Genomic DNA, 15,377 nt, shown 5'->3' with positions numbered 1-15,377 from the left:
GTAATGCGTTGATTCTTTGCCTGCAGATTTTAACCGATCAAACAGATTATTGCGAATTTTATTTTATTTTCGATTTGGTTTGTCATTTAGATGAACGAGAAATCTCTGAGAGCAATGACACAAAATGAGAATAAAACCTGTGTCAATCTGCTTAATTCATTAAACCCGTTCGCCAATATTTATTCAGAAACCAATTTCTCCAACTTCTCAGAAACCGCAATTTCCTTCCCGTTTTTAAAGATCCTGAAACCTTTTCCTTTTTTATACTTTTCTCCTGTTTTATCCCAAAGAATCGTAACAATATTGCCATGATATAAAACATTATCCAGACAAAACCAATCCCATTTGTCTTGTGGAATCAACGGATTTACTTCAATTTTTTCATCTGCTCTTGGTCGTAAACCTACCAATCCTGTAATCATCAAATCATTAAAAGTCGAATGATTGTAATAACGACTTCTTTCTTTGTCACCCATTAACCAATATCCAGTCGTTTCGTCCAGATATTCGCCCAAATAAGGTCTTCCGCGATAATATTGCGATTCTACATACAGATTCATTTGTTTGAAATAATCCGGCTTAGCAACAAAATTCTGATCGTAATTATTCAAGACATTCGCCAATGCTGTTAAAGTCTGAGAACTCGCAAAAGGCCAGATCGCACCATCCCATTCACAAGTTCCTGTTCCGTGTGATCTAAAACGCGGACTTCTTCTCTCCGCGGTTGTTAATCCAAACGGTGCCGAAAATCCTTTTTCGTCCTTAATTTGTTCCCAAGCTTTTTCAAATCCTTTGTCTTTCTGTGGCAGATTAAAATACCACGGAATAAACCCAATCGCTTCTCTAACCTGTGCCAAAGTATCTTTTTCTGTAAACGTTTCGAAGAATTCACTTTTAGCATTCCACAGTTTTGTTTCTACCAATTTTTGTAATGTATCGGCTTTTGCCTCAAAATAATTCTCTTGTTTAGTGTCTCCTTTCAGCTTGGCTATTTTAGCCAAAGCTGCAGCATTTCCAAACATATAACTGTTGATCGTTGGGCGTGCATTTCTAAATTTTCTGGCTCCGCTCAATGATTCTTCCATACCGTCCTTAACATCAAACTGCCAGAACAAACCGTCTTTACGTTTTCTATCACCTTCCCAAGCGGCATATTCGGCAACCAGATCAGGATACATATCCAATAAAAATTTATCATCTTTATTCACTAAATAGCGATTGTACAAAGCATCCGCCGTCCAACTGCTAAAAGTTCTGAGTTTTTTCATGGGTTTACCATCATTTCCCCTAAACCATAAATGTACATCCTGCTCCAAATATTCCGGATTGTGTAACCATCTGAATTCGTTAATGTGATGCCCCAAAGCACAACTAATCATATTGTATTTATCAGCATACGAACGATCTACCAAAAATTCTGTAATCGCATATCCCTGAGGTGTTTTCTTGATGTGTTTTCGTGCACTCCACCATCTAAAATAATAAATCTCCTCAAAATTTTGCTGCGGACACTCAAACAACGGGATATTTTTCTCCATCCAACCCCAGGCACTGTTATTCGGAATCGCAAATTTTAAATTCTCATCTTCCATTGTATTGAAATAATCAACGTAATGTTTGAAATTTGCGGGATTCAAAACCACCGAAGTTCCTTTTTGAGACTGATTTACGCCTGATTTACAACCTATATTTAAGGCTGAAATCAAGATTAGGAAAGCTATTATTTTGTATTTGAAATGGTGTAACATATTCTAATTATTATTTAAAAACTTATTCTTTGGGTGTGTTTCGCTGCGGCGAATCGGGCTGTTTGTTCTTCACACAACTAATGCCTATTCCCATTGTTTTGTCATTTCGACCGGAGGGAGAAATCACACTACAAACTACACTATCAATCTATACCTAACAGGTTTTAAAAACCTGTTAGGATAATTCTAATTCCCGTAAAAGGTATACGTCTGTCCTGCTTTTGTCTGAACATCATATATATTATATTTTGGTAAAACCACTTTCTTCAAATTCGCATGATCTGATATAATTGGTTTCTTTACTTCGACATCATAAAATAATTGATTAGGATTTTTTCCCTTTGCTTTTTTAATATAAATTCCTTTATCTGCTTTTAGTATATTTTCTAATTTCAATCTGCAGTTCCCTCCTAGTTTTGAGTAAATTTTTAAAGTCGAAATTTTATTGTTTTTCCAACTCATATCGATTACAAAACCGCCTCTGGTCACCAGACCTTTTATACTACCGTCTTTCCAGACACTTGGTAAAGCCGGTAATAAGAGGATCGCATCTTCCTGACTTTGCATTAGCATTTCGGCAATTCCGGCTGTGCATCCAAAATTTCCATCAATTTGAAACGGTTGGTGCGCATCTAACATATTCGGATACGTTCCGCCGCCTTTTCTTTGTTCTGCCGTAACCAGATGCAATTGATCCTGTAATAGTTTATAAGCATGATCTCCGTCTAACAATCTTGCCCATAAATTGACTTTCCATCCCATTGACCAACCTGTAGATTCGTCTCCTCTGTAATTCAGTGAATTCTTTGTAGCTTCAAACAGTTCCGGTGTTTCAATTGGCGAAATCTGATTGCTTGGAAACAAACCGTACAAATGCGAAACGTGCCTGTGTTTGTCCTCCGGATTGTCCCAATCTTCCTGCCATTCTTGTAACTGACTGTGCTTTCCTACTTTCATTGGAGGCATTTTAGCCAAAGCTTCACTTACTTTTTTGGCGTAAGCTTCATCTGGAGCAACCAATTTTGAAGCTTCGATAACGTGCGTAAACAAATCAAAAATCAACTGATTGTCCATCGTGGTTCCCGATGCAATTGTTGCTTTTCCTGTTCCGCCAGCATGCGTGTTTTCAGGAGAACTTGAAGGAACAACCACCAGATAACCTGTATTGGGATCGATAATCATGAAATCTAAAAAGAAATCTGCTGCGCCTTTTATTATCGGATAAATCTCCTTTAAATAATTTTTATCTCCTGTGTATAAATATCTTTCCCATAAATCCTGACTTACCCATGCACCACCTGTTGGCCACATTCCGGATGCAGCATAATCAACCGGAGCAGTTACACGCCAAATATCAGTATTATGATGCAAAACCCAACCCTTTGCATTGTACATTATTTTTGCTGTTTCGGCTCCTGTCACGCTTAACTCTTTTGCCATTTGAATAAACGGTTCATGCATTTCTGAAAGGTTCGTTACTTCTGCCGGCCAGTAATTCATCTCAGCATTTATGTTTGTGGTGTACTTACTGTCCCATGGAGGCGTTACCATATCGTTCCAAATCCCTTGTAAATTAGCTGGCTGACCGCCAGGTTGTGAACTCGAAATCAAAAGATAACGACCAAACTGAAAATATAAACTCGCCAATTGCGGATCAAATTGTTTTGAGAAATCCCTGATTCTTTCGTTTGTTGGTTTCTTCGCCGCTTCGTTTGTTCCTAAATCGAAAGAAACTCTATTGAAGAATTTCTGATAATAGGAAACATGATCTTTTTTAATAGTGGCAAAATCTTTTACTTCGGCTTTAGCCAAATAGTCTTTGCTTTTCGCAATTTCATCACCGCTGATATCCTGATAATTTTTAAAATTTGTTGCAATCGAAATATAAAGCGTCACTTCATCTGCTTTGTTGATACTAATGATTCCGTTGCTGGCTGAAACTTCTCCGCCTTTATTTTTGGCAATTAAACGTCCCTGAAATTTCACTTTCCCTTTTACACCTTCGAAATTGCTTCCAATTCCGGATAATAAAATTTGATCGCCTTCTGTTCCCGAAACCGTTTTATCAAGCGGACTGTTCATAAAAACATTCGCTGTAATCTGACCCGGCTGACTTGCCAAAAGTTTCACCACAATTACCTGATCAGAAAATGAGGTTAGAATTTCTCTGGTAAATTCAACGCCATTCACCGTGTATTTTACTTTTGCAGTAGCATTTGCAATATCTAAATCTCTGTAGTAATTCGAATATTTTTGATGTCCCGGAAACGAAATATAAACGCTCCCAAAAGTTTGATAAGGCATTCCGTCATTGGTTTGCGACATAATATCCTGAGTAGCTAATTCCTGCGCTTCATCAAATTTTCCGTCAAAAATTAACTGTCTTACAATTGGTAAAGCTTTTAATGATTTCGAATGGGCGTTGCTGTTTGGAGAACCCGCCCAAATCGTTTCTTCGTTCAATTGTAAACGTTCAACCGCAGGATCGCCGAAGACCATTGCCCCTAAACGACCATTACCCAAAGGCAAAGCTTCGTTCCAGATTGCAGCAGGTTTATCGTACCAAAGTTTTAGGTCGCTGTTGTTTTGCGCTGTTGCAGCAAACGAAAAAATTCCAACACAAATCGAGGTAATTTTATTTCTTAACTTCATATAAATTTTTTTTTCGCCACGAATTACACTAATTCACACTATCATTATTAGCCACAGATTAAAAGGATTATTTGGATTTATTATTTAAAGAATCGCGTAAATCTTTTTTAATCTGTGTCAAAAATTTTAATTCGTGTTAATTCGTGAAATTCGTGGCAACTTTCTTTTATTTCTTAACCTCGTAAATTTTATTATTCTTCTCCCCAAACATCTCATACAATTTGTTGATGTCTTTTAAAGCATTGGCTGGAAATTTTTCGCCTTTATCTCCAAAAACAAACATTTTTTCTTTGGGTTCAATTACACAAGTCGATTCGTCGATTTCGCCTTTTTCATTTTTTACCTTATTCAAATCCAATCCTAAATATTTTGCCATAAACGGATACAAAGCCATACGTTTTGAAACTCCAAAATCATGTCCTTCTTTAGCAAAATGAGCATTTTCTACAAGATCTTTCTTTCCGTATAATTCGTACGTTCGCTGAATAAAAGGAAATTCAAGTTCCGGAACTGCCAATGTCCAGTCTTTTCCGTCAGAAACTATTAATTGTGGTTTTGGTGCCATCATTGCAGAGATTTCGGCATTATTGGTTCCGTTTCCACAAAGGTGAATACCACGACCACTTTCGCACGGACAACCGCCAGAAAAGTGCGAAGAAACCATCACCACCGGAGCCGAAACTGTAATTCGATCGTCTAAAGCTGCCAAAAACATGGTATGCGAACCTCCACCAGAACCTCCGGTCACGCCAACTCTTGACATATCAGCATTTTTTGTTGTTGCCAAATAATCCAATAATCTGATTCCGCTTAAAACCTGAACGGTTGAAGCGATACTATTTCTATGTGTTTCTTCGGGAAATTGAAGCAATGATTCTCCCCAGGCAAACAAATCATAACTCACTACAATGGCACCCATTTTTGCCATAATTGCACAACGATATTGTTCGTCTTTTCGATACCTTCCGTCACCAAAATGTCCGTCAGGCGTTAAGATAATCGGAGCTTTTTTATTGAAAGGATAAGGTCTGTAAATCGAGCCTGTAACGTAAACACCCGGTAGGATTTCTAAACCAATATTTTCGATACTATAATCTTTATAAATTCTTTTTGGAGTCAGAATAGGTTTTGATTTTGGCATCGGTGGTGCTTTATCCAAACCAAAAGACGTTATCATACACGCTTTTATTTCTTTTTTACGTGCTTCCCATTCAGTTACATTCGAATATAAAGTGGTTAAATAAGCCAGACGTTCTTTTCCTTTATCAACCGATACTTTGTGATTTTCATATTTTCTAATGATGTAAGTTCCATCCGGTTGTTTGAAGTACATCAATTCAAAAGGAGCCAGAATATTGGTGAGTGAAATTGCCAGATTTCCCGGTTCGATTCTCCAATCGGCATAGTCCAGTTCTTTTCCTTTTAGTAAACCTCGGTCGTCGTTTATCGTAACGTGAAAAGCTGTTTCGATTTTTTTTAATGTTTCTGAAACGGGTTTTCTAAAGTTCTCATCAGATGTTATTTGTGCATTTGAAATTGTCAATGCAAAAATTGAAACTAATATATAAATATGTTTTATTTTCATGGTTGTATTGTGTATTAACTAACATAGATTTGAACATGGATACCACGGATTTACTTCGTAAAAACGCAGATAAAAATGGATTTTTTATTCAGCTTGCCATATTTAAAAATTAAAAAATCGGTTTTTATCCGCTTCTTCGCTTTAGCGAATCCCTGTCATCCGTGTGCCATTTATATTTTGTATTCTATTGTATATTTTCCTGATCCAAAATTTAAATTCTTTGTCAATTTTCCATTTACTTTTATTTCTGAATTTTTATCAACCGGCAATTTTACTGTTGCCGAAGTATTGACAGGAATTTCAATTTTCAAAATCAACTTCCCATCTTTTTTCTCCCAGGCTGATGTAATAACTCCGTAAATAGATTGGTACGTTGCTTTTACAAAAGTCATATCGCCTACAATTTCAGGCTGAATATAGAAATGTTTGAAACCCGGTTTTTCCGGATCAGCAACAATTCCGGCTAAACTCTGATAGAACCATTCTTCAATTTGTCCCAGCATAAAATGATTCCATGAATTTCCTTTTCTTGGATCCCATTGCTCGGTTAAAGTGGTTAAACCAAATTTTATCTGAAAACCATAACCCGGCGCATCATAATGATTGTTCATTTTATACATCGTTTCGTTTTCTCCATTTTGAGCCAAAGCCTGAAATAAATAACGGTTTCCAACATCTCCTGTTGTCAATCGGTCGCCTTTTGCTTTTATATCACTTAATAAATTCTGCATTACAGCAGCTTTATATTGCGGTTCTACGATATCCATATAAACGGGAACGGCATTACTAAACTGACTATTTGTTCCGTATTGTTTGGTTTCAACATTGAAAAATTCCTTGTTGAAAGCATTTTTTATATCAGAAGTCAGTGTTTCGTATGTAGCGATATCATCTGTTTTATTTAATAATTTCGCTGCTTTTGCTACCAAATTTGCTCCATAGAAATAATGAGAAGTTGCAGAAAGGGCAATAGGACTATTTTTAGAATACCCTGCAGCATGAGTTCCGTAATCGTACCAATCGCCTAAACCGTGCGAAACAATATGATTAGTTGCTTTTGTCCCTAAATAATCGACATATTTTTTCATTACAGGATAATATTTCTCAATTAGCGAAGCATCACCGTAATATTGATAATATATCCATGGCAGAATTACTCCCGATACACCCCATTCCGGAGAATCAGTAAAATCGCCACCAAAAACAACATATTCTGGAACAATACTTGGAATTAAACCATTTTCTCTTTGCGAATCTGAGATGTTTTGCATCATTGCCGGAATATAACTTTCAAGATTATAATTGAACATTAATCCCGGTCCGTTTAAATGAATTTCTTCTAACCAACCCAATTTCTCTCGTTGCGGACAATCAGTAAAAACACTTTGAAAATTACTTTTTATGGAGTTGTTTATCAATTCATGTGTTTTATTAAAAATGGCATTCGAAGATTCAAAAGTTCCTGCTTCTCCTGCCGAATTATAAATAAATTTCGATTTTAAATCTACTAATGTCGGTAGATTTTGATCTTTGGTCTTTTTATAATTGATATTCTCAATTTGCACATATTGAAAACCGTAATAGCTGAATTTTGGCTGCCATTCTTCTATTCCTCCACCCTTTAAAGTATAGTCATAATAATAAGGTTTTCCGGATCTTCCCTGTCCTACAGTTCCATCATCATTTAAGCTTTCGCCTACCCAAACACGAACGGTTTGACCTTTCTTTCCTTTTACTTTTATAGTGGTAAATCCTGAAAGATTTTGACCCATGTTAAAAACATAAAAGTTAGGTTTCAATTCTTTTGCAGATGCAACATTATATTGTTTCTGTATCGTAATTGGCGGTGCTGTTTGTGCTCTTAAAATTCCTTTTGGTGCTTCCTGAACAACTACTTTCTTCCAACTAGAATCATTGAATCCGGTTTCGTTCCAGCCTTTTTGTTCTAAATTGGCATTATAATCTTCTCCCCCAAAAATACTATTGTACGTTATTGGGCTTTTGCTGTATTTCCAGCTTTCATCAGATTTAATAATATCTTCGGTACCGTCTTTGTAAACCACTTTCATTTTCAAAAATAAAGTTGGCGGACCAAAACTTACAAAAAACTTGGTATATCGTTCAGCAAGTGTATTGTACATTCCATTTCCCAGAAGAACACCAATTACATTTTCGCCATTTTTTAGTTCTTTCGCGTTTAACTCATACGTATTATAATTAACAGTTTTGTCGTAATCTGTCCATAAAGGAGCAAACTCACTATTGCCTATTTTCTTTCCGTTAATCGTTAATTCATAATGTCCCAGACCGGAAATATACACTACCGCTTCCTTAATTTCTTTAGCAACTGTAAATGGTTTTCGAAGCATAATACTTCTGCGCGACAAAGAATCTGAAGCATTAATTATAGCATCTTTTTTTTGTCTGTTAAACGTGGCCGTATGAAAATTTCTTCCTTCCGGTAAATGGCTGTTGGCCTTTGTAATGGCTCCAATCCAGGTTGGATTTAATGTTTCGTCTAAAGGGGCAATTCTAAAAGATGCGGTTGAACTCCATTTAGAAATTTTGCCTGCCTGATTCCATACTTTAACCTTCCAAAAATATTTGGTTTCAGCTTTTAAAAGGCTTCCACCATAAACTATCTGTAAATTTTTATTAGAATTTACTCTTCCACTATTCCAGATATCTCCTTGGTCAATTTTTAGTTTTTCTTCTGATGAAGCAACCAAAATTTGATAGCCTATTTGTGATGCATCGGATTCTTTTGAAACCAACTGCCAGCTTAATCGTTGCTGATTTTGAACCACCGCTACTGGATTCTGAGCCATTTCTGTTGTTAGATGTACTGGCAAAATTTGCCCTTTAGAAACCAGGGTTACTAAAAGACAAATTGCTACTATTATATTTTTGAAATTCTTCATTTTTTATTGTTGAGATTTTTAAACGCGGATAACACGGATTTACTTCGTAAAGACGCAGATAAAAACAGATTTTTTTATTTGCTTTATTGTCTTCTCTTTAGCAGGTCTCTTTTATCAGAATTCTTTTTTTGCCACGAATTACACCAATTTCCCGAATTTTAAAATCTGCAAAAAAAATCATTTATGCAAATTCGTGTAATTTGTGGCTATATTTTTTTTAATTTTTAATTCTCAATTTTTAATTTCTTTTTGTAATCAACGATTGGATATTAAATACCGCTTCGGGAATTAATTTTCCGGTTTGTGGCAGATCATCATAATCGTCTGTGTCCGGTGCCGTATCAGGATTTGGTGTATATCTCTGTTCACCTGTTCGAAACATAATTCGTTCAAAACCTTCTACCGGAGCGTAAAAAATTCTGGTTGATTCTTTCTCGTTATTTACTTTTATAGTGTATGAACGTGTTTTGACATTCAGCTTCAATGTTACTTTATATTCTTTTCCTGCTTCGTATTTTGCAATGGTATTCGAGCGGGCTCCGTTTTTTGTTTTTAATTGTCCATCTGAATCAAAAGTCAGTCTTACAGCCGGTAATCCTTGCTTGTTTTGAAATTCAATCTGTAATAAACCGTGATTGTTTTGTTCTGGTTTAACGATAAAAGTTACTTCCATTTTTTCAGCAAACGGAACAACGCGTTCTGCACGGGAATAATCAAAATAATCCTGATCTCTTAAAGTCAGCCATTTTTTACCGTCTGCTTTCTTCTCTATTTTGGTTGAAGCCCAGGATAAATCGTAGGTATTCCACAGTTTTAATTCTTGTCCGTCAGGAAGTTCATTAAAAATATCATTTACGTCTTCTGTAACTTTAGCAACAACCGGAACCGGAATCGAAGCTACCCAAATATCTTCTTTATTGACACTATAACTTACCCACAATTTTCCGTCAGGCGGAGTTCCGTCGCCTTCAGAAATTCCTCTTACATATTGCGGGCCGGCAGATTTGTAGTTTCCACCGTAACGCATCGGACTTATTTCGCCGTGAACCAGTAATAAATCTTTGTAATTTAATCCATCATCACTGGTTGAAATCGCTAAAGGCCAGCGATATTCTGATGGATTATAAACGGTTGCATAACGGTTATCTGATGTTTTTTGTCCCCAGATTTTCGCGTTGCTGTTCACAAAACCAGGAGCGCGAACGGGCATATATTCCCAGGATTTTCCACCATCTTTACTGATTGAAGTTAAAGCATGTTTCCATAAACCTACTACGTCTCCGTTTGGCAAATGATAAGAACTTAAAGCTTTATAAGGTTTCTTTAACGGAATTAATTCGTCATCACGATCCGCTTCTTCAACCCATTGCTGCAGTATTAAAGGATCTGAAAGAATTTCTTCGCAGGCTTTTTTAAGTCCTTTGTCTTTTGCCTGTGTGTAAAATGGAAAAGCTGATTTTGATTTATCCCATGATTTATTGTATCTGATAAAATAAATTTCACCAAAACTTCCGTCTTTTTTGATTTCACGAATGACACGTCCAATTCCTTTTCCATCATTCGGATCGTCTTTTTCATCCATTGCAATTCCGTAATAGGCAAGAGCAAAAAGTCGTTTATCTTTGGAGGTATAAAAACCCATTCTTTGATGCATAATCGCATCCAGATTTTTGGCAACACCTTCTACACCGTCTTTTTTCCATCCATCCGGAATATGATAAATAGGAAAAATAACTCTTGGCATTTTCCACGTCACACCATCTTTTGAAGTCATGATCACGGTCTGACTTGGCGGAATATGTTCTCCTGCAGGATCACTCAGATACTGAAGATAAAAGGTATTATTCCAATACGCCATTGTTGGCTGGTGATTGTAGGTCCAGCCAAAACCATCTGCTTTTTCAGGATGTTCACGGCTGGCGCGCATAATTTGCGTGGCGTGAACTCCAACAGCCGGACTTAATTGACCGTGATGATAATCGATATTTGAAAGTGTTTTACCCACATAACGCACGGTATCATTCTGGGCATTTACAGCGGCACAAATCAATAGAATTGTGGCTGTGGTTACGAGGTTGGTTTTTATATTTTGGAAAGCAATCATTGTTTATATTTTTTATTTCACGCAGATTTTACAGATTTTAGCTGATTCTTGCAGATCATTTTTTAACCTGCTTTTATTTTATTTAATCAGATTGAAAATTAAAAATGTGCCTGATCTGCCTTAATCCATTTAAATCTGCATGAAATTTATTTTCTAATTATTTCTTTTCAACTAGTCCTTTTAAAACTTCTTCAGAAATCGTGGTAATCGTTCCGTGTTTGTGCCCTTCCGGAAGACTTATTTTTGATGATACATCTTCAAAATGAACAAAATCTGAAGTACTTAATGCTTTATAATTTTTTGAGCCGTAATTATCATAATACAACAACCATTTTTCCGCCACTTTAACCACTGTCGGGCCTTCTGATAGATACTCTGTCAGGGGTTCTGATCTTTTACTGAATGGTCCTAAAGGTGATTTTCCAAATGCTACTTCAATTTTACGCATTGGTCTTGTATTATCTTTTAAAACCAAAACATAATCTTTCTTTCCTTTCTTTACAATCACACAATCTATGACGCTAAAACCCGGATCATAATATAATTTGGCTTCTGAAAAAGTCTTAAAATCTTTTGTAGTTACATAATACATTCGGTGATTATTTTTCTCTTCTTCTATTCCTTTTTCAAATCGGAACGGAATTGTAGATGCCCAAATAATGATGTATTCTTTTTTGACATCGTCATAGAAAATTTCCGGTGCCCAAACGTTTACTACTTCCGGCTCGTTTTTCATCACGGGAATATATTCCTGTTTTGACCAATGGATCAAGTCTTTAGAACTGGCATATCCAAAACCGTTTCCGCCTTTCCAGTCTGTTGTCCAAACCATGTGGTACGTATTATCTCCGCCTCTTACTATCGAAGGGTCGCGCATTATTTTGCTGGCTCCAATTTCGGGTTTCAAAAATGATCCTTCAAGACCTTTCCAGTTGTAACCGTCTTCACTATAAGCCAAATACAAACCTGCTGTTGCCGGTTCTCTAAACGATGTAAAAAGATAAATGTCTTTCTTTTTCTGTGAATAACTTATCGCAAAAACAAAAAGGGTTATGATGAAGGCTATTTTTTTCATGTTGTATCTCGTTTAAACTTTGTCAAAGTTCGAAAATTTGACAAAATTGACTCTCCAATTTTTATTCTGTAATGGCTTTTTTATCCAGATCTTTTCCTTTTTTTACAATTGTATTTACATTATTAAACACATTATTTTTCAGGAAAATATTTTTTGTTTCTTTTCCGTTTGCTTCAATGAAAACATCCGTTGCATTAAACGGAAAATTATTATTGATCATCATATTAGATACATTATCTAACTTAATTACCGGAACTCCTTTTAGTGGTGTTGATGAACCTACATTGTCTAAAATGATATTTTTGGAATCGGATATTTTAAAAGAAGAACCAATTGAAGCATTTACTTTTACATCATGAAATTCAACATCTGTTGCTGTGCTTACTGTAAAACCTTCTTTTCCGTCCATATTAATATTAGAAAAAGTGATATTTTGAATTGGCATTTCGGTAATTCCTAAAATTTGTCCGGCTTTGTTTACGTTCGAACCCGTAATATTACTCATGTGAATATTTCTGAAAATAGGGGTTTTCTCAGTTACGGGTTCTACTTTGGTATCTTTATCATAGAAAAGACTCAACACAATGGCTTCTTCTTTGATGTTTTTCATGACAATATTATCAACACGAATATCTTCTACAACACCACCACGACCACGAGCGGCTTTGATACGGATTCCTCGATCTGTTCCGTCAAAAACACAATTAGAAATCGTTACTTTTTTAATTCCACCCGACATTTCGCTTCCAATAACAACACCACCGTGACCACTTAACATCGTACAATTGGTAATCGTAACATTCTCCGTTGGTCTGTTGTATTTACGACCATCTTCGTCTCTTCCTGATTTGATCGTAATACAATCGTCCCCAACGCTGATATGACAATTCGAAATGTGAACGTTTTTACAAGAAGAAGGATTGATTCCGTCTGTATTTGGAGAATGTGGATTAAAAATTGAAATCCCTGTAACGGTTACATTATCACAAAACTCCGGGTTTATAGTCCAAAAAGGAGAATTTTGAAATGTAACGCCTTCGATTAAAATATTTTTGCAATTATAGGCCTGAAAGAAAGAAGGTCTGAAAAACTTTTTGTCGATCGTTCTTTTATAATAATCAGAATAAACAATTCCTTTGTTTTGTTCTTCCCACATTTTCTGGTATTTCGTTAACGGAATTGGTCCTTTAGCCGTTTCAATTCGGTACACCTCATTCCACCACGCTTTACCTTGTCCGTCGATTACGCCTCTTCCTTTAATAGTGATATTCTCTACATCTTTCGCATAAAATAATGGAGAAAAAGACTGCATTACAATTCCTTCGTAACGCATTTCTACATAAGGTAAAAAATCATCAAAATTGTCTGAGAATTTCAAAAGTGCTCCTGAATCTAAATGAATGGTAATATTGCTTTTTAATTTTAAAGCTCCTGTCAAATATTCTCCGGCAGGAAAAAAGATGGTTCCACCGCCATTTTTAGATGCTTTTTCGATAGCATTCTGAATGGCTTCTGTACATTTTACTCCTTTGTTATTTCCTCCTTCGTTTAGGATGTTTAACCAGCCGTCATTTGCGAAAGTGGTGTTAAGTCCGGTAATGAAGAAGAGTATTATTAGTATATTTTTCATTGTTTATGTTTTTTGGTTTCACACAGATTTTGCTGATTTTGGCAGATCTATAATTAAAAATCTTTGGGAGCTGCTTAAATCTTTTTTAAATCTGAGTGCAATATTTTTTCTCGCAGATTGAGCAGATCCCTCGTCCCTCGGGAGACAAGATCGTGGTTATTACTTAATGGTCAACCTTTGTCGAATTTCGTGTGTGATCCCTCGTTCCTCGGTATGACAAGATTGTGGTTACTTTGATCTTAAAATAAGCACCCAGTCATTACCATCTTTTTTATCTCCCAATGGCTGAAATTCCTGGATTCCTTTATTTTCTACGATTCCAATTTTTGTTTCTTTTCCATTTCTTGGATTGTACCAGCTTGCAGTTACTTTATCTCCGGTAATCTTTGCCATGTTAAGCGCAATTTTTCTACCGGTGTATGTGTAAATCAGTGCATAATTATTTGCTCTTGTTGCAATTAGATAATCATATTTTTCTCCTTGATTGGCAATTAATGATTGATCCGGAACTCTTTCTAAATACGGAAAACCTAACATTAATTTCTTAATGTATATCATTTGTTTTGCTCCGCGCGCATTAACCGCAGATGTCCATAATTCTTTATTTCCGTAAGCTGGTTTATCTCCTTTTCTGAACATTTGCATTACGGCATTGTGTCCGTAAGTATATCCTGCAGCTCCTGCAAAAACTGACCAATAACCGTAACGTCTTACATCATTATCTGTCCATTTTGGTTGTAGCGTATCGTGTAAACCATGTGGAATTCCTTCATAAGACGGTTCTCCATCAAGTGTTGGTTTTATGGGTTTTAGGGTTAAATCTCTTTGAACGAATTTATAATTGTCTTCTTTGAAACTATTTGGTAAAGTATCCTGATCGTAACGACGATGTCCTGACTGAAACATGTTGAAATCTAACCATTTTGCATTATGGTAATTTTCAGATGAATCTGTTCTTCCAAAAGGATGAAATGTTACTAACTGATCCGGATTATTGGTTTTTAAAGTACTCCCGATCGCATTCCAAATGTCCATAAATTCGTTTCCGTGCGTATCACCTCCGTTTAACCAGATAATATTGGTTCTGTTTTTATATCGATTGGCTAAAAACTTCGCATATTCTGTAGCTTGTTCTTTGCTTACTTTATTTCCTTTTGCAACGTTTGTTCCCCAAACCGGAACCATGGCAACATAAATGCCATTTTTCTGAGCTACCTCTAAAGTATAATCAACATGATCCCAATAATCATATTCCTGTGGATTTTTGAAGTTATTTCCGGCAGTAATCAAAGGCTTAGAAACGTCTTCGTTAATCAAAGCCATATCGCCGTAAACATTTGTCACATTGAGAGTATGCAAAACCATTACCTGAACTACATTAAATCCTTTCTCTTTTCTGTCTTTAAAGTACTTATCTACTCCCGCTCTGTCTAATTTTCCAAAAGTTAACCAACCTGTATCTCCTAACCAGAAAAATGGTTTTTCATCTCCGGTTACAAAATAATGTTGATTCTTAGATACTTTAGGCTGCGGCAGATTTTGAGATTGAGAATGTCCGATTTGTGCTGTCAACAAAAAGAATATACTTAGGGCGTATAAATATTTAATTTTCAGATTCATTTTGGTTTGTTTTTGAATTGTGTTGTTATTTTTTTGCCACAG

General features: G+C 35.9%; 8 protein-coding genes. All 8 read right to left on the bottom strand.

Annotated elements, in window-relative coordinates; translation table 11 throughout:
- Positions 1–179 precede the first annotated feature (179 nt).
- A complete protein-coding gene (locus NJT12_RS01570) occupies positions 180–1,748 on the bottom strand; it encodes an MGH1-like glycoside hydrolase domain-containing protein (RefSeq protein WP_271334175.1) in 1,569 nt (522 codons plus the stop codon).
- Positions 1,749–1,934: 186 nt separating this feature from the next.
- Positions 1,935–4,400, bottom strand: a complete 2,466-nt coding sequence (locus NJT12_RS01565; protein WP_271334174.1) for a glycoside hydrolase family 95 protein — start codon at positions 4,398–4,400, stop codon at positions 1,935–1,937.
- A 166-nt stretch (positions 4,401–4,566) separates the two neighbouring features.
- On the bottom strand, positions 4,567–5,985 hold the full coding sequence (locus tag NJT12_RS01560) for an alpha/beta hydrolase family protein (RefSeq protein ID WP_271334173.1): 1,419 nt from the start codon (positions 5,983–5,985) through the stop codon (positions 4,567–4,569).
- Positions 5,986–6,155: 170 nt separating this feature from the next.
- Complete coding sequence (locus NJT12_RS01555; RefSeq protein ID WP_271334172.1) at positions 6,156–8,906, bottom strand: glycoside hydrolase family 78 protein; 2,751 nt, start codon at positions 8,904–8,906, stop codon at positions 6,156–6,158.
- 238 nt (positions 8,907–9,144) lie between these two features.
- On the bottom strand, positions 9,145–11,010 hold the full coding sequence (locus NJT12_RS01550; protein WP_271334171.1) for a six-hairpin glycosidase: 1,866 nt from the start codon (positions 11,008–11,010) through the stop codon (positions 9,145–9,147).
- A 157-nt stretch (positions 11,011–11,167) separates the two neighbouring features.
- Complete coding sequence (locus NJT12_RS01545; protein WP_271334170.1) at positions 11,168–12,085, bottom strand: glycoside hydrolase family 43 protein; 918 nt, start codon at positions 12,083–12,085, stop codon at positions 11,168–11,170.
- Between the two features lie 61 nt (positions 12,086–12,146).
- Entirely contained in the window at positions 12,147–13,715 is a 1,569-nt protein-coding gene (locus tag NJT12_RS01540; RefSeq protein ID WP_271334169.1) for a glycoside hydrolase family 28 protein, read from the bottom strand.
- A gap of 228 nt (positions 13,716–13,943) precedes the next feature.
- Positions 13,944–15,335 (bottom strand): glycoside hydrolase family 140 protein, encoded by a 1,392-nt coding sequence (locus NJT12_RS01535; RefSeq protein ID WP_271334168.1) that lies wholly within the window; start codon positions 15,333–15,335, stop codon positions 13,944–13,946.
- Positions 15,336–15,377: the final 42 nt, after the last annotated feature.

Source organism: Flavobacterium azizsancarii, from assembly GCF_027980145.1.
GTDB lineage: Bacteria > Bacteroidota > Bacteroidia > Flavobacteriales > Flavobacteriaceae > Flavobacterium > Flavobacterium azizsancarii.
This window is presented reverse-complemented; position numbering and strand designations above follow the sequence as displayed.